This window comes from Streptomyces sp. NPDC005866 (genome assembly GCF_040629895.1).
GTDB lineage: Bacteria > Actinomycetota > Actinomycetes > Streptomycetales > Streptomycetaceae > Streptomyces.
In genome coordinates, this window is the sequence record NZ_JBEXWP010000001.1 from 145,030 (window position 1) to 160,480 (window position 15,451).

At 69.6% G+C, this 15,451-nt stretch carries 14 protein-coding genes and 1 pseudogene; 11 read left to right on the plus strand and 4 right to left on the minus strand.

The genetic code is table 11. From position 1 onward, the window contains the following. Nucleotides 1-34: 34 nt before the first annotated feature. On the minus strand, nt 35-448 hold the full coding sequence (locus ABZ396_RS00705) for a CoA-binding protein (RefSeq protein WP_358922495.1): 414 nt from the start codon (nt 446-448) through the stop codon (nt 35-37). Between the two features lie 714 nt (nt 449-1,162). Here ABZ396_RS00705 and ABZ396_RS00710 point away from each other — a divergent pair. After that, nucleotides 1,163-1,336, plus strand: a complete 174-nt coding sequence (locus tag ABZ396_RS00710; RefSeq protein WP_358922473.1) for a hypothetical protein — start codon at nt 1,163-1,165, stop codon at nt 1,334-1,336. Between the two features lie 487 nt (nt 1,337-1,823). Here ABZ396_RS00710 and ABZ396_RS00715 read toward each other — a convergent pair whose 3' ends face one another. Then, the gene (locus tag ABZ396_RS00715; protein ID WP_358922475.1) at nt 1,824-2,237 is read right to left on the minus strand and encodes a hypothetical protein; all 414 of its coding nucleotides are present in this window, start codon (nt 2,235-2,237) and stop codon (nt 1,824-1,826) included. Nucleotides 2,238-2,648: 411 nt separating this feature from the next. Here ABZ396_RS00715 and ABZ396_RS00720 point away from each other — a divergent pair, with 411 nt between their 5' ends. From ABZ396_RS00720 to ABZ396_RS00755, 8 genes and pseudogenes are all read left to right on the plus strand, one after another. After that, on the plus strand, nt 2,649-3,584 hold the full coding sequence (locus ABZ396_RS00720) for an SRPBCC family protein (protein WP_358922477.1): 936 nt from the start codon (nt 2,649-2,651) through the stop codon (nt 3,582-3,584). After that, entirely contained in the window at nt 3,581-4,756 is a 1,176-nt protein-coding gene (locus ABZ396_RS00725; protein WP_358922479.1) for a zinc-dependent alcohol dehydrogenase, read from the plus strand. The genes ABZ396_RS00720 and ABZ396_RS00725 overlap by 4 nt, the downstream gene beginning before the upstream one ends. A 1,866-nt stretch (nt 4,757-6,622) precedes the next feature. Beyond that, complete coding sequence (locus ABZ396_RS00730; RefSeq protein WP_358922481.1) at nt 6,623-7,462, plus strand: ferritin family protein; 840 nt, start codon at nt 6,623-6,625, stop codon at nt 7,460-7,462. Nucleotides 7,463-7,666: 204 nt separating this feature from the next. Further along, nucleotides 7,667-8,527 carry a class II fructose-bisphosphate aldolase gene (locus tag ABZ396_RS00735; protein ID WP_358922483.1) on the plus strand — a complete coding sequence of 287 codons (861 nt, stop codon included), beginning with the start codon at nt 7,667-7,669 and terminating at the stop codon, nt 8,525-8,527. A gap of 2 nt (nt 8,528-8,529) precedes the next feature. Next, nucleotides 8,530-9,411 (plus strand): HAD-IA family hydrolase, encoded by an 882-nt coding sequence (locus ABZ396_RS00740; protein ID WP_358922485.1) that lies wholly within the window; start codon nt 8,530-8,532, stop codon nt 9,409-9,411. A 22-nt stretch (nt 9,412-9,433) separates the two neighbouring features. Beyond that, entirely contained in the window at nt 9,434-10,096 is a 663-nt protein-coding gene (gene dhaL, locus ABZ396_RS00745; RefSeq protein ID WP_358922487.1) for a dihydroxyacetone kinase subunit DhaL, read from the plus strand. A gap of 73 nt (nt 10,097-10,169) precedes the next feature. Continuing rightward, a complete protein-coding gene (gene dhaK / locus ABZ396_RS00750) occupies nt 10,170-11,165 on the plus strand; it encodes a dihydroxyacetone kinase subunit DhaK (protein WP_358922489.1) in 996 nt (331 codons plus the stop codon). A gap of 33 nt (nt 11,166-11,198) precedes the next feature. Continuing rightward, nucleotides 11,199-11,392, plus strand: a pseudogene (locus ABZ396_RS00755) (FAD-dependent oxidoreductase); the annotation flags it as partial. Nucleotides 11,393-11,654: 262 nt separating this feature from the next. Here the strand turns inward: ABZ396_RS00755 and ABZ396_RS00760 are convergent. Further along, nucleotides 11,655-12,641 carry a Ku protein gene (locus ABZ396_RS00760; RefSeq protein ID WP_358922491.1) on the minus strand — a complete coding sequence of 329 codons (987 nt, stop codon included), beginning with the start codon at nt 12,639-12,641 and terminating at the stop codon, nt 11,655-11,657. 52 nt (nt 12,642-12,693) lie between these two features. On the opposite strand from ABZ396_RS00760, the gene ligD reads away from it, so the two are divergent. Further along, complete coding sequence (gene ligD, locus ABZ396_RS00765) at nt 12,694-13,575, plus strand: non-homologous end-joining DNA ligase (RefSeq protein WP_358922493.1); 882 nt, start codon at nt 12,694-12,696, stop codon at nt 13,573-13,575. A 446-nt stretch (nt 13,576-14,021) separates the two neighbouring features. Here ligD and ABZ396_RS00770 read toward each other — a convergent pair whose 3' ends face one another. Beyond that, the gene (locus ABZ396_RS00770) at nt 14,022-14,825 is read right to left on the minus strand and encodes a nuclease-related domain-containing protein (RefSeq protein ID WP_358925856.1); all 804 of its coding nucleotides are present in this window, start codon (nt 14,823-14,825) and stop codon (nt 14,022-14,024) included. Nucleotides 14,826-14,925: 100 nt separating this feature from the next. Between ABZ396_RS00770 and ABZ396_RS00775 the strand changes: the two genes are divergently transcribed. Then, complete coding sequence (locus ABZ396_RS00775; protein ID WP_358925854.1) at nt 14,926-15,432, plus strand: protein phosphatase; 507 nt, start codon at nt 14,926-14,928, stop codon at nt 15,430-15,432. The last annotated feature ends 19 nt before the right edge of the window (nt 15,433-15,451 follow it).

Sequence of the window (15,451 nt, forward strand, 5' to 3'; positions counted from 1 at the left end):
ACGAAGACGGATGGCGGTATCCGTCAACGGAGCGTCAGCCCAGCCCCAGCCGGGGTATCTCCCGTCCCGGGGAGCGGTCCATCACCATCAGCAGGCCGGCCTCGCGAGTCCTTTCGTAGGCGGCCTCGTCTATGACGCCCAGTTGGAACCAGACCGCCTTGGCGCCGATCGTCACAGCCTGGTCTGCGATGCCTCCGGCGAGGGCGGAGTTGACGAACACGTCCACCACGTCCACCGGGAACGGGATCTCCGCAAGGGAGGCGTAGCCCTGCTCACCATGCACCGTCTCGGCCTTTGGGTGCACGGGCACCACCCTCTTGCCGATGCGCTGCAGCTTCTCGGCCACACGGTAAGCAGCCCGTTGGGGGTTGTCGGACAGGCCTACCAGGGCCCAGGTCTCTCCGGCACCGGTGAGAATCTGCCTGATCGTCGCGTCATCGCCATAAATCGTCATGTCCGGCACCGCCGTGCGGTGGTGAGTTCCGCACCAGTTACCGCCAACCGCAACATCACGGTGAGTGTCAGATCTGTGGACTTCGTCAGCCGCATGACCAGACGCTAGCAGCTTTGAATACTGTATGCAATGGGCGCCCCGTTCGGCAGGCTCGCGCTCGGAAAGGACCACCACGCGGACGTGGTGGGCGTAGGTGATCGGTATCTCGATCAGGTGGCGCACGGGCCAGGTACCGGCATACGTCGCGACGTTGTCGACGAGCCATCGGGTGGCATCGTCTATCTGCTGCCACCAGCGCTGCCGCTCACCGGCGAGCCCTTCCCGCAGGACAGGCGTCAAGTCGGGATCGTCGTCCGGCGGGAGCTGGACATTCTGCAACTGCCCGCACGCGGGGATGATCCGCAGCATGTGGGCCCCGAAGGTGTCGCGGGCGGTGTGGATCTCGCCGAGCCGCTTCTTGCGGGCCTACAGCCGAGGAGCCGCTATCGAGCCGGTCGCCGTGGTTGTCACCAAGGCGGAGCCGCGGCCACGGTGATGGGCCAGAGGGCGTCAGGCATGAGGTACATCGTCGCGCACCGCGGGGCTCCGATGGACGCGCTCAGCTTGCAAGGTCCTTGAGGGCGCGATGGGCCAGTGGGACATCGCCTGCTCAAGTTTCGCCCCTGTCTCAAGGGCACTCGGCCAGTGAGACTGCGCGGAGGTACTGAGATGAGTGCCGGAGAGAAAGCCAAGGCAAAGGCCGAACAGATGGTCGGAAAGACCGTGCGCAAGGCGGCCCATGCGGTGCACAAGGACACCCTCGCAGCAAAGGGAGCCGCCCTCGAAGCGCGGGGCAGGGTGCGGGGCCAAAAGGAGCGGACTAAGGACACCTTCAAGCGCTGACAATGTCGTGATATTGAGCCACCGTGGTCGGGTGGTACTGAACCGTTTACAAGGCCAGTGGCCATCGGCGAGCGGTGTCACCAGGAGCGCAGCAGGGGCGTTTCGCGTCCTCGTGCGGTGGGCGCCCGACACACCTCAGACAGGGTCTGTGTCGCTGGCTCCCTCTGACCCCTGACAAACCCCGCCGCAGGTCAGAGAGCTACGCGGAGCGACCGACGCGATCACTCCTGAGCCGTGTGCGCAGGTTCGAATCCTGCCGGGGGCACTCGCCCGCCCACCTCCCATATTTGGGAGCTGACCAGGGCGGATGCCGACATGAGAGGGTGGGAATCAGTCTCACTGACTCCCGCCCTTTCTCATTGTCGCTCCGTGTCTTCGCGCCATCTGCGATACACGGGGACCGGCACTGGTGGCCGCCGCATGTTGCGGCACGTTGGCTAGCCACTCTGGGCGGCACGGTTGGCCGGCCCAACGATCCCGCTGCTGGTCAGCAGTTGATTGGGGGGTTGCCGGAAGCGACTCTGCAGAAGTCCGACCCGGGTCCGCCGTCGACGGTGCCGGCGTTCGGGCCGACGGAGATGAAGTCGCCGTCGGCGCCGCCGAGGATCCTGCCGGTCGCCGTGGTACCGGCGTTGGCCGTGATGGAGTCGCCGCCGGCGCCGCCGTCGACGGTGCCGGCAACGATGCCGTTGATGACGATGTAGTCGCCCCCGCCCAAGCCGTTGACGCTATCGCCCACGGCAAGGGTGCCGCAGCTGATGTAGTCGGGGTTGGCAGTACCGCTGACGGTCGTACCGGACACGGGACGGCCGTTGACCGTACATGAAGTCAGCGCTTGTGCAGGCGTCGTGGTCAGGGCGAGGGGAGCGGCCACGAGGGTGGCGGCGCAGAGTGTACGCATCGCATGTCTGATCATGTGATGAGTGGTTCATGGTGACTTTATGATCGCAATTCTGCACCACCGGTAACTCCGCCGCCCGGGGCAGTCTGCCGCCCGGACGGACTACCGAGGCTGACGGTCAGATGATCGGGTTTGCGGCTACTGTCCGAGGTGGGAGTCGGGGAACCTTCATGCCCCAACCCGGGAAGTCCCCGACACGCCGGCCACCGCCTCTACCGCCGGTGCCGTCCGTCACCCCGCCCCGCCCGCGGCTCGTGTCCGTACGTCGGGGTCTCCCCGGAGGTCGGCCGATCGGCTCGGCCGGTCCCGTTTGAAGCCGGTCGACACGGAAACCCCGCCCTTGTTGTCCGTTGTGTTCCATATTGCGGGCTTCGGTCCTGTCCCTTCTCACTCTCTCACCCGGGACTACCAATGAAGACAGAAACCCGTCCCTCCGCCCTGCGCCATGATCCGCTCGTGCACGCTCTCGGCTGGGCCAGTGCGGCGCTGGGGGTGCCCCAGGTCATGAGCCCGGGCGGTTTCGCCAGGCGGCTGGGGGTGGGCGACGCGCCCCGGCATCGCCTGGCCACCATCGCGGTGGGCGTCCGTGAGCTGGCGGCGGCAGCCGGACTGCTGGGCCGGCCGCGTCCCGCGTGGCTCTGGAGCCGGGTCGCCGGCGACATCATGGACCTGACGTTGCTGACCAGGGCCCTGAAACGGCACGACCGCCAGGGGGTCGTCCGTACGGTCGCCGCCACCGCCGCCACCGCCCTGATCACCGCCACAGACGTCTATGCGGCCGTGACTCGGACCCGCAGGAGCACTCCCATGGAACTGACCGCGACGACCACCGTCGGCAAGCCCCCCGAAGAGGCGTACGAGCAGTGGCGCCACCTGGAGCGGCTGCCCGCCTTCATGGCGCACCTGGACGACGTACGCGTCACCGGCCCCCGCACCAGCCACTGGACGGCGAGTGCGCCGTTCGGCAAGAAGGTCGAGTGGGACGCGGAGCTCACCGAGGAGGTCCCCGGGCGGCTGATCGCCTGGCGTTCGACGGACGGCTCCGACATCGAAAACCGCGGAGAGGTCCGCTTCGCCCCGGCACCCGGCGGGCGCGGCACCGAGATACATGTGCGTCTGCGCTACGAGCTGCCCGCCGGGCCCTTCGGCAAGGCGGCGGCCCGGTACTTCGGGGAGGAGCCGCACCAGCAGCTGGATGACGACCTGCGCCGCTTCAAGCAGGTCGCGGAGACCGGCGAGGTGGTTCGCTCCGAGGGCGCGCCCGGCGGAAAGCGAGCTCGCGGGGAGTTCCCTCAGCACCCGGCCCGACCGCTGACCGAGAGCGAGCTGAAGGAGGCACTGGGATGAAGGCGAACTGCTGGGTGGGCCGCAATTCGGTCGAGGTGCAAGACGTCCCCGACCCGTCGATCCTGAACAGCCGCGACGCCATCGTCAGGATCACCTCGACGGCGATCTGCGGCTCCGACCTCCACCTGCTCCACGGCTACGTCCCCACCATGCAAGAGGGGGACGTCATGGGTCACGAGTTCATGGGCGAGGTCGTGGAGGTCGCCCCGGGCGCCGACGGCGACCGGATACGGGTCGGCGACCGGGTCGTCGTGCCGTTCCCGATCGCCTGCGGGGCCTGTGCGGCCTGCCGGGCGGAGCTGTACTCGTGCTGCGAGAACACCAACCCCAACGCCGGTATCGCCGAGAAGTTCTTCGGTCATCCCACGGCCGGCATCTTCGGCTACTCCCACCTCACCGGCGGCTTCGCCGGCGGGCAGGCCGAGTACGCCCGTGTGCCCTTCGCGGATGTCAACACCCTCAAAATCGAGTCGGATCTCACGGACGAGCAGGTCCTGTTCCTGTCCGACATCCTGCCCACCGGATACATGGGTGCCGAGATGTGCGACATCCAGGACGGCGACGTGATCGCCGTCTGGGGTGCAGGACCCGTGGGCCAGTTCGCGATGGACAGCGCCCGGGTGCTGGGCGCGGAGAAGGTCATCGCGATCGACAAGGAGACCTACCGGCTCAACATGGCCGCCGCGCAGGGCTGCACGACAATCGACTTCGAGGACGTCGACGTGCGCTCCGCCCTGCTGGAACTGACCGGGGGCCGTGGTCCGGACAAGTGCATCGACGCGGTCGGCATGGAGGCGACGCACGGCGCAACCCACGTGCAGCTGTACGACCGGGCGAAACAGGCCGTTCGCGCGGAGAGCGACCGGCCGCACGCGTTGCGTCAGGCCATCATGTCGTGCCGCAGCGGTGGCGTGGTGTCGGTCATCGGTGTCTACGGCGGTCTGGTGGACAAGTTCCCGGCCGGCGCCTGGATGAACAGGTCGCTGACGCTGCGCACCGGACAGTGCCATGTGCAGCGATACATGAAGCCGCTGCTGCAGCTGATCGAGCAGGGCAGGATCGACCCCACCCGGGTGATCACCCACCGCCTGCCCCTCGGTGACGCCCCGCACGGCTACGAGGTCTTCAAGAACAAGCAGGACGGCTGCGAGAAGGTGGTTCTCAAGCCCTGACCGTGACGGCGCGGCCGGGCGCCCCGTGACAGACACGACGCCGGTTGCTCCACTTCCGCACCGGCCGACGGTGACGTCTCAGGCGACCAACATGCCGGCCGTGGCGACCTTGCCGAATCCCGGCTGACCCCTGCACCGCAGACAGCCGCGCGCCCGGCGGCACGCGGTCGGTCAGCAAGGAAGCAACGCCGCCGGGCGGCCGGCTCCCGTGGCCGAGCAGCTCATGCTCATGGAACTCACCGCCGAGTGACTGAGCGGTGGCGTCCAACGGGCTCGTGAGTGACCGCGCTCCTGCCCTCGTCATCAAGGCGTACCACGTCGATCCCGACGGAGAAGTCCGGTCCCGACCTCAAACTGTCCTTGGTCGACAGGGGGTTGAGGAACTGTCCCGGCAACGCCAGGAGCACACCCGTGAGCAGCGTCCCGAGGACCCCCAAGACGATGGACCCCACCCACACCCTGGACGACCTCACCGATCTGACGAGAGCGGGCAGTTCTGCTGGCTGAGACCTGTTCCGCGCTCGCGGGAAGGCCGTGCGTATCTTTAAGCGTCTCCTCACTGCCACGTCGGCCATCGTAACGATCCAACACGCCGTCCCGGTTCGACCCGCCTCAAGGTCATGGACCGGCACCGCCGCGCTTCTCGACGGGGACCCGCCTGCGTCAAGGAGCGCGGGACCTGCCTGCATCAAGGAGCGCGGACACTGCATCGCCATCGCGGCCGATTGGGAGCACGGCCCGCGGCGACCCGTGGAAGTACACGACCGTCGTCCCGCTCCGCACGGTGCTGCAGCGGATGGCCCCTCAGGACCTGATCCTCGTGTCTCCGATGCCCTACGCCTGCTCCCCTGAGCCGCCTGTGTGATCAAGCTGCGGGGTGATGCCGCAGGCGGTGACAGATCCGCTCCGCCGCGTCTGGGGGGCACCCGTACTCGACGACGCAACCGTTCAGCGGGCCACAGCCGATGTGCTCTGCGCACCCCAGCCCCTCGGGCGCGCGGCCAGCGCCCTGCCCACGACCGCAGCGGTGTAGGCCTGGTGGGCGCCACCCGAGGTACCGGCCTCCTTCTCCGAACCGATCAATACCGGTGATTCCGGACGGCGGCTCCTCTACCTGGGCAAGGCCGACCAGTTGCGGTCCCGCGTCTCCCGGCCGCTGCTCTGCAGGCGCAGTTGCAGGTGCAGGTGCAGGATCCAGCAATGATCGACCTGCCAAAGATCACATGGCGTGCTCGCGGCAGGCACATGATCGCAGCGAGAGCCGAGCCGGGCATTGCGGCCAGCAGGCAGACCGGGAGTCCCGTTGACGGGGGTCGGAAATGGGGGCTGCCGGTGCAGACCGCGAACGCCGGGAGCAGGATCGTGGAGATTGAAGCCAGCGGGATCCGAGGTCACAGGCCTGTGGCGGACGCTCCGGACGGCAGGCCTGGTTTCGGTAGCCGGTAGCCGGCAGCCGAGGGCGCCTTCCCGAGGCGGCGGCAGCGGCCGGCGCACTGGGCCCTCGGCGGCCCGCCTGCCACCACCTGGTCCATCTCAGGACCGTCCAGGGACGACGAGCACGAACTTTTTCGATCCCCGGTTACCTTCACGATCGATTCTTGGCGGAGGTACAAAGTGACGACACCTGACGGACGACGTCCCAAACACACCCCCGGGACTGGCGGGCCTCTTGCGGACGATCAGACCACTGAGACGGCCGGCCCCGGTGGGCCGCATTCGCTCAGGACCAGCATCTGCTCGGGCAGCTGGCGCGCTTCAGTTGTCCCGGCGATAGCGGTGCTCGCCGTGGTCGGGGCCGCTGCACCGGCGGCACAGGCAGCCTCGATGCACACCCGATCGGCCTCGGCCTCCTCGACAACGCGCTCGATGGACCGACAGCTGGAGATCAGCGCAGCCAAGACCGAGACCGACGCCTACCTGCAGTACGCCGGCTACGCCGCCGGTGCGGTCCAGACCGGCCGGCCTGATCTGGCGCGCGTCTGGCGGTCGGTCGGCGAGGTCGAGCACCAGGACCACTGGACGCACGAGGTGACGCTGGCCGGGCTGTACAGCGGCTCGGACAACGTCTCCAACCTGCGGATCGCGATCACGCAGGCACAGCAGGCTGCGAAGGCGGACAGCACCTGGGCTGCCAAGGCACCGAGGGGCTCCGCGGCAGCCGCCGAGCTCCGCGCCGTCGCCGCGCGGGAGACGTCCGCCGCGAAGCTGCTCGGGCAGGCTCTCGCCGCTGAGCAGGGCAAGGGCCAGATGCCCTCCGCCCCCTCCGTCCACACGGTCTCCATCCAGGTCACCGCAGCTCCGCACTATTCCGGGGCCTTCTACAACGACTTGACGGACCCTTCCAACTCGGCGCTCGATACCGCGGCGCGGAACTGGGCCCAGTATCAGTACCTCGCCAAGACGGCGGTGGACACCCACCAGCCGAAGCTGGCCGCGCTGTTCTCCGGCCTTGCGGCGCAGGAAGCGCACGAGAACTGGAACGGGCTGTCCAACGCCGCCGGTTACGTCAATTCCAACGCCGCGAACCTGAAGGCCTCGGTCGCCTCGGAGCAGGGCGCGATCGACATGTACACGCAATACGCGAACAAGGCCCAGAAAGCGGGCAGCACGGCCGTAGCCGGCGTCTTCCACAGCATTCGGGGCGACGAAATGGGCCACCACGGGACCTTCTCCCGCGAGCTCCAGCAGCTCAACGGACAGAAGTGACCGAACCAGATGCGGCCTCGTACCCTCGCGTGTCCGATCGAGCAGTACCCCGGCGACCGCCACGCCCGTAGTTCGCATCGAGTTTCCGCCCCGCCGCGTGGCCTCCCCGCCGGCTCGCCGGGGCCTTCTGCCCAGGCCAAAAGTGGCGGCGTGTGATGCGCGGGCGTGGAATGGAAGAGGCGGGGGTGAAGACGTGGAGGCGTCGTGGGTGTGACACCGCTGACCGAGATCCTCGCCAAGCCTTTCGAGGAGCGCTACGCCGTACCGGCCATCAACGTGTTCAACGACCTCACGCTCGAGGCCGTGCTGGCGGCCGCGGTGGAGAACGCGTCCCCGCTCATCGTGCAGACCTCGGTGAAGACGGTCAGGTCCATCGGTAGCGACGTGCTCTATGCCATGTGGAACTCGATGACCGCCGGCATCGAGGTGCCTGTCACCCTGCACTTGGATCACTGTCCGGAGCGCGAGGTCATCACCGAGTGCCTGCGACGGGGATGGAACTCGGTGCTCTTCGACGCCTCCAAGCTGCCGGTCGAGGAGAACATGAGGCAGACCGTCGAGGTCGTTGCGGAGGCTCGTGCGTTCGGCGCCGCGGTCGAGGGCGAGATCGAGTCGATCACCGGTGTGGAGGACGGGGTCGGCAGCGACATCGCCGCCGAGCGGCAGGACCTGGCCGTCGCTCTGGAGTTCCTGAGGACCACTCAGGTCGATGTCTTCGCACCGGCGATCGGGAACGCGCACGGCTCGTACAAGCAGGCGCCGGTGCTCGACGCGCAGCGCGTGTCCGACATCGTGGCGGCTTACCCCGTGCCCATCGCGCTGCACGGCGGCAGCGGGCTCTCCGACGAGCAGTTCCGCGACCTGATCTCCCGGGGGTGCGCGAAGGTCAACATCTCGACGGCCCTCAAGGAGACGTACATGAAGTCGAACCTGGCCTTCCTGCGGACGGCGGAGGAGCGGCAGAAGTGGGATCCGCCCTCGCTCTTCCGGGACGTCCGCCAGGACGTCATCGAGTTGGCGGGTTCGCTGATGAGGCTCTTCGGCAGCGCCGGGCGGGCGAGGTAGTCGTGCCCGCGCTCGTCTTCGACTGCGACGGCGTTCTCGCCGACACCGAACGCGACGGTCACCTGCCCGCCTTCAACAGGACGTTTGAGGAGTTCGGTCTGCCGGTGCGGTGGAGCGACGAGGAGTACGCCGAGAAGGTGAAGATCGGCGGCGGCAAGGAGCGGATGCGCACGCTGCTGACCCCGGACTTCGTCGCCGCCGCCGGCCTGCCCTCCGACCCGGCCGCGCTCGACGAGCAGGTCGCGGCCTGGCACCGGCGTAAGACCGAGATCTATACGGCGATCATCGGCAGCGGAAGCATTCCGCCCCGGCCCGGCGTGCGGCGGGTCGCCGCGGCGGCCCATGAGGCCGGGTGGACGCTCGCGGTGGCCTCCACCTCCGCGGAGGCGTCCGTCCGCAGCGTGCTCGAACTCACCATGGGTCCGGAACTGACCCCTCACTTCAGCGTTTTCGCCGGGGACGTGGTCCAGCGGAAGAAGCCGGCCCCGGACATCTACGCTTTCGCCCTGCACCGGCTCGGCCTGGATCCCGCGGACGTCGTCGTGATCGAGGACAGCCGCAACGGAATGCTGTCCGCGCTCGGCGCCGGGCTCGCCTGCGCGGTCACGACCAGCGCCTACACGGGCCAGGAGGACTTCACCGGGGCCTCGTTGGTGGTCAGCTCGCTGGGCGATCCGCCGCCGGACGAGGTCGTCAGCCGCGTGCTGAGTGATCCACTCGGCGTCCACCCGGGGCCCGTTGTGGGGCTCGCGGACCTCGCCGTCCTGCTCCGCGCCGGTGACGAGGCGGGCACCGCCACAGACGCGGACACCGCCGCATCGGATCCGCCCGTGGACGGTCCGCTCGCCCCCGGGCCGTCCGGCCCCCGTCCTCGCCCGCTCTGACGTCGCGGCAGTCAGGAGAGTCATGCCATCGACATCGCCCTCGGCGCCCGCCGACGACCTCACCTTCGTCGTCCGGTCCATGGCCCGCACCGCGGTGGACAACGAGAGGGCCTTCAGTGACCTCGACGCCGTCGCCGGAGACGGGGACTTCGGATTCTCACTCGCACGCGGTTTCGAGATCGTACTCGCCGACTGGGACGCCCTCGCCTCGGAGGAGCCGGCCGAATTCCTGAAGAAGGTCGCTCTGGTGATCTCCAAGCGGGTGGGTGGCACATCGGGTCCGCTCTGGGGCACCGCCTTCCTGCGCGCCTCCGCGGCCGTGAAGGACCGGCCGGAGCTGAACGCCGCGGACGCGGTGGCCATGCTGCGGGCCGCCGCCGAGGGAATCAAGGCGCGAGGCAAGTCCGACCTCGGTGACAAGACGCTGCTGGACGCGCTGATCCCGATGACCGACGCCCTGGAGCAGCGACTGGCCGACGGTGAACCGGAGGCGGACGGTGCGGTGCTGGCCGCCCTGGCCGCCACCACCGCCCGTGCCGCGGCCGACGCGACGGCACCCATGCAGGCCAGACGCGGCCGCCAGAGCTACACCGGTGAGCGCAGCATCGGCTCGCCGGACCCGGGCGCGGTGGCGATCGCGGTCATGGCGGAGCGCGTCGCCGCCGAGTGGGACACACGCGACTGACTGCGGGCACCGGACCGGGCGCCCGGACCGTCTCCCGGCACCCGGGATCGGCAGGACCACGAGGAGTTACGGCATGAAGAAGTTCGTCAACGACCCGAAGGACTACGTCGCGGAGATGCTGGAGGGACTGGCCCTGGCCAACCCCGGCACGCTGAAGTACGTGCCTGAGTACAACCTGATCATGCGTGCCGATGCCCCGCGGGAGGACAAGGTCTCGATCGTGCAGGGCTCCGGATCCGGTCACGAGCCGGCGCACGTGATGACCGTCGGCAAGGGGATGCTCGACGCCGCCTGCCCGGGCGACGTGTTCGCCGCGCCGCCCGCCGACTTCGTCTACGAGACGGTCAAGCTGGTGGCCTCCCCGAAGGGTGTGCTGCTGCTGGTCAACAACTACACCGGGGACCGCATGGCGTTCGAGATGGCCGAGGAGCTGTCCCAGGCAGAAGGGGTGACCGTCCGTACTCTGTTCATCGACGACGACGTGGCCGTACAGGACTCCACGTACACCGTCGGCCGGCGCGGGGTGGCCGGCAACTTCTTCGTGATGAAGGCCGTCGGGGCGGCCGCCGAGCGGGGTGCGGACCTCGACGACGTGTACGGGATCGGGGAGAAGGTCAACTCCGTCACCCGCACCATGGGCATGGCGCTCACCGCGTGCACGCCGCCGGCGAAGGGTTCGCCGCTGTTCGACCTGCCCGAGGACGCCGTCGAGATGGGTGTGGGCATCCACGGCGAACCGGGCCGCAAGCGCGAGAAGCTGCAGTCGGCGGACGCGATGGTGCGCGAGCTGGTCAGCGCGGTCGTGGACGACCTGCCGTTCTCGTCCGGTGACCGCGTCGCGCTGATGGTCAACGGCCTCGGCGGCACACCGATCGGCGAGCTGTACCTGGTGTACGGCCTGGCCCACAAACAGCTGGCCGAGCGCGGTATCGGGGTCGGGCGCAGCTACGTGGGCGAGTACTGCACCTCGCTCGACATGGCCGGCGCCTCCGTCACACTTGTCCGGCTGGACGACGAGATCTCCGACCTGCTCACCGACCCCGCCGAGATCCCGATCCGGGTCTTCTGACAGACCGGGGACACCGCTTGCGTCGGAGCCGGGATGCGGGTGCTGCCTGTGCTCCGTACGCGGCCCGGGCGGGCCTCGACGTGATCGTCGTGGACCGCTGGCCGGTGGGCGGGAGCACGACCGGAGCCGGGGAAGAGAACATCCTGGTCTCCGACAAGGAGCCCGGCTCGGAACTGGACCTCGCCCTGCTGTCGGGCCGGCTGTGGGCCGACCTCGCCGGGGATGCCGGGAGGCCGTCCACGAGGTCATGACCCGCCGCATCGGACACGTCCGCGGCCTGTGGGCAGCCAAGTAGCCACAGCTCCGCCCTCTGCCGACACTGGACCATCCGGCTAAAAACGTGATAATGCGGGTGGGCAGGAAAGTGAGATGAGGCGGGCATGGCCAAGCAGTCCCGTGGCCCCGCACCGAGCGTGAGCCGGCTGCCTGAGCGGTCGCGGTCAGCGATTACCGGGTCTGCCGGCGGGCGCGTCTCGTCGGGGGGCGCTGTTATGCGGAGCGTTTGCGGGGTGAGGTCTTCTTTGCCGTCGTCCTCTTTGCCGTTGTCTTCTTTGCCGTTGTCTTCTCTGCCGTTGTCTTCTCTGCCGTTGTCTTCTTCGCCGCCGTCTTCTTCGCCGCCGTCTTCTTCCCAGCCGTCTTCTTCGCGGGCGCCTTCTTTGTGGTTCCCCTGCTCGGCAACGGGGTGACGTCCGCGTCCTCGCCCCTCGACCCCTTCGCCGCCTGGACGCTCCTCTCCAGGGCCGCCATCAGGTCGAGCACCTTGCCGCCCTCCGCCGGTTCGGGGGCCTCTGGCGGAGCCTCGCCGGCCACCTTCGCGGCGATGACCTGCTCCAGCGCCTCCCGGTACTCGTCGTGCAGGTCCTCCAGGTCGACCTCGCCGAGGGTGTCCATCAGGGCGTCCGCGAGGTCGAGTTCCTTGTCGCGGACGGTGACGTCGACGTCGGGGGCCACCTCCTCCGGGGCGCGGACCTCGTCCGGCCAGAGCAGGCCGTGCATGGCGATGGCGTTGTCGACCACCCGGAGCATGCCGAGGCGCTCGCGGCCGCGCAGCGCGTACTTGGCGATGGCCACCTTGTTGCTGCGTTTCAGGGCCTCACGCAGGAGGCTGTACGGCTTCGCGGCCGGGGCGCCGGAGGCCGCGAGGTAGTAAGCGGCGTCCATCTGGAGCGGATCGATGCGGTCTGCCGGGACGAAGGCGACGATCTCGATCGTGCGGGCGGTGGGGATGGGCAGGCGGGACAGGTCCTCGTCGGTGATCGGGATGACCGTGCCGTCGGCGTCCTCGTATCCCTTGCAGATCTCCGACTGGGTGACCTCACGGTCCTCCAGTTCGCAGAACTTGCGGTAACGGATCCGGCCGTTGTCCCCCATGTGGATCTGGCGGAAGGAGATCGAGTGGTTCTCCGTGGCGTTCACCAGCTTGATCGGAATGCTGACGAGGCCGAAGGAGATCGCGCCGTTCCAAATGGATCGCACCTGCGACTTCCTTCCGTCCAGATATCCGGTACTTGTATGAGATTGTCATGGTATGACGCCGATCACAGAGGTGGACGGGCGAAGGGTCGCGCTCAGCAATCTGGACAAGGTGCTGTATCCGGCGACCGGGTTCACCAAGGGCGAGCTGCTGCACTACTACGCGACGACGGCCGAGGTCCTGCTGCCGCATCTGCGGGACCGGCCGGTGTCCTTCCTGCGCTACCCGGACGGACCGGACGGCCAGGTGTTCTTCACCAAGAACGTGCCGCCGGGTACACCCGAGTGGGTCACCACCGCCGAGGTACGGCGGGCGGACGGGCCGGCGCGGATGGTGCTGGTGCAGGACCTGCCGAGCCTGATGTGGGCGGCGAACCTGGTCACCGAGTTCCATACGCATCAGTGGCTGGTGCAGAGGCCGGACGAGGCCGACCGGATCGTCTTCGACCTGGACCCCGGGGCTCCGGCGACGGTGGTGCAGTGCTGTGAGGTCGCGCTGTGGCTGCGGGAGCGGCTGGCCGCCGACGGGATCGAGGCATACGCCAAGACGGCCGGGTCGAAGGGGCTGCATCTGCTGGCGGGGGTACGGGGAGCGTCCAGCGAGCGGGTGACTGAGTACGCGAAGGAGCTGGCCGTGGAGGCGGAGCGGGCGATGCCGCAGCTGGTGGTGCACCGGATGACCCGGAGTCTGCGGCCGGGGAAGGTGTTCGTGGACTGGAGCCAGAACGCGGCGCGGAAGACGACGGCCACGCCGTACACGCTGCGGGCCCGGCGGGAGCCGATGGTGTCGGCGCCCGTGACGTGGCAGGAGGTCGCGGAGTGCCGGCGGCCCGAGCAGCTGGAGTTCCAGGCCGGGGACATCGCGGGACGGATCCAGGAGCACGGGGACCTGCTGGCGCCGCTGCTGGACCCGGAGCGCGCGGCGCCGCTGCCGTGAGCGGCGGACGGCGGGGTCTTCGGGCGCCGGACGGCGGACGGCGGACGGCGGGGTCTTCGGGCGCCGGACGGCGGACGGCGGGTCATCGGACGGCGGACGGCGGACGGCGGGTCATCGGACGGCGGACGGCGGACGGCGGGCGGCGGACGGCGGGTCATCGGGCGCCGGACGGCGGGCGGCGGACGGCGGGTCATCGGGCGGCCGACGGCGGACGGCGGGGTCGTCGGACGGCGGACGGCGGGCGGCGGGCGGCGGACGGCGGGCGGCGGGGGTCTTCGGGCGGCGGACGGCGGACGGCGGGGTCATCGGACGGCGGGCGGCGGGCGGCGGGCGGCGGGCGGCGGGGGTCTTCGGGCGCCGGACGGGCCGAGTCTTACGCCGTAACGCCGGAAGACGCGAGGGCTACATCTCACGCCGGACGACCGCACGGCCTGATGACCCGACGGCTACACCCTTCCCCACGTGTTGCGGTCCCTCGCCATCGCGTGCAGGGCCTCGACGTCCGCCGGTTTGAGGACTCCGCCCAGGCGGGACAGGCCCTCCAGGTCCCGGTCGCGGAGGATGCGGACCTCGCGTGGCGGGGCCGTCAGGGTGACGTCCGCCGGGTCGGTCAGGGCCAGGACCGGGTGGACCTCGGCCGTCAGGGCGTACGAGGCCCGGTCGGCGTCCGCGCGGAGGCGGCGCAGGAGCGGCCGGGGGTCACGGCGGCCCAGGGTGACCATCGGATCGGCGACCAGGACCTTCTGCCTGCGGGCGTAGAGCGAGTGCATGCAGAAGAGCCCGCCGGGGCCGATCAGCAGATGGTGGAGGCGGTCGCCGCCGGGGAGCGGGATGGAGTGCAGGGCGTGCCAGCCCGCGCCGTCCAGGCGGTCCAGGGCGTCGCCGACGGTCTGCTCGGCGGTCAGGGCGCGGCGGCGCGGGTCGGGGCGGAGGCGGTGCGCCGGGCCGGGGTCCCGGTCGAGAGCGATCAGCAGCGCCTCGCCGGGGCGGTTGGGCGCGAGGTCGTCGTCGGGATGCAGGGTCAGCCTCGCCAGTTCGGCGGGCGTGGGCACGGGTGGCGGGCCGACCGTGACCGGGCCGGTCAGGAACGGCCTCAGGGTTTCCAGGACGTCGTCCCGGCGCTCCTCGCTGAGCAGGTTGACCCGGCCCGCCTCACGGTCGTACCAGGCGATGTTCCGTCCGTCCGTGAGGCAGACGTACAGCCGTTCCTGGCCGTGGCGCCAGCTCGGCACGACACGCAGTGCGCTCATTGCGGCATCACCCCTCGTCCATGGGAACAGGCGGGGTGCTCCGCGGGCAAGAACCCGGCTACCTTTGACAGGGGTTGGCGCGCGCAGCGGGGAGGCGCCGGTGCGGATCCGTGGGGAGCAGTACGAGGTACCGGCTGCGGACAGTCCGTGGAGCGAGGTGGTGCCCGGGCTGTGGATGGGCGGGCATGAGTTCCGGGGAAGTGCGGGGCGGCTGGAGTCCGCGGTCGTAGGGGACGAGTTCGATCTGGTGCAGAGTCTGCTGCGGCTGCCCGGGCACGGGCCGGACACCGGGGTCGAGCATCATGTGTGGCCGATTCCCGACGGTCCGCTGGACGGTACCCAGCTGGCCGGCGTGATGCGGCTCGCCCGGGCGGCCAGCGAGGCCCTGGACGCCGGCCGGTCGGTGCTGGTGCGCTGCTACAGCGGGTACAACCGGTCCGGGCTCGTGGTCGCGCAGGCGCTGGTGCACCGAGGTCGTACGGCCGAGGAGGCGATACGGCTGGTGCGGGCCCGGCGCTCGCCGTGGGCGCTGCACAACGAGCTGTTCGTCGCCTATCTGCGCGCCGGTCTGTCCACCGCCCGGCTGCTTGAGGAGCTCGCCGAGTAGCCTCTCCCCTGCACCAGCT

What these genes read in the sequence shown, in the direction of transcription:
- ABZ396_RS00710 (WP_358922473.1), top strand. Translation starts at nt 1,163, where the DNA reads ATGAGTGCCGGAGAGAAAGCCAAGGCAAAGGCCGAACAGATGGTCGGA.
- ABZ396_RS00715 (WP_358922475.1), bottom strand. Translation starts at nt 2,237, where the DNA reads ATGCGTACACTCTGCGCCGCCACCCTCGTGGCCGCTCCCCTCGCCCTG.
- ABZ396_RS00720 (WP_358922477.1), top strand. Translation starts at nt 2,649, where the DNA reads ATGAAGACAGAAACCCGTCCCTCCGCCCTGCGCCATGATCCGCTCGTG.
- ABZ396_RS00725 (WP_358922479.1), top strand. Translation starts at nt 3,581, where the DNA reads ATGAAGGCGAACTGCTGGGTGGGCCGCAATTCGGTCGAGGTGCAAGAC.
- ABZ396_RS00730 (WP_358922481.1), top strand. Translation starts at nt 6,623, where the DNA reads ATGGACCGACAGCTGGAGATCAGCGCAGCCAAGACCGAGACCGACGCC.
- dhaL (WP_358922487.1), top strand. Translation starts at nt 9,434, where the DNA reads ATGCCATCGACATCGCCCTCGGCGCCCGCCGACGACCTCACCTTCGTC.
- dhaK (WP_358922489.1), top strand. Translation starts at nt 10,170, where the DNA reads ATGAAGAAGTTCGTCAACGACCCGAAGGACTACGTCGCGGAGATGCTG.
- ligD (WP_358922493.1), top strand. Translation starts at nt 12,694, where the DNA reads ATGACGCCGATCACAGAGGTGGACGGGCGAAGGGTCGCGCTCAGCAAT.
- ABZ396_RS00770 (WP_358925856.1), bottom strand. Translation starts at nt 14,825, where the DNA reads ATGAGCGCACTGCGTGTCGTGCCGAGCTGGCGCCACGGCCAGGAACGG.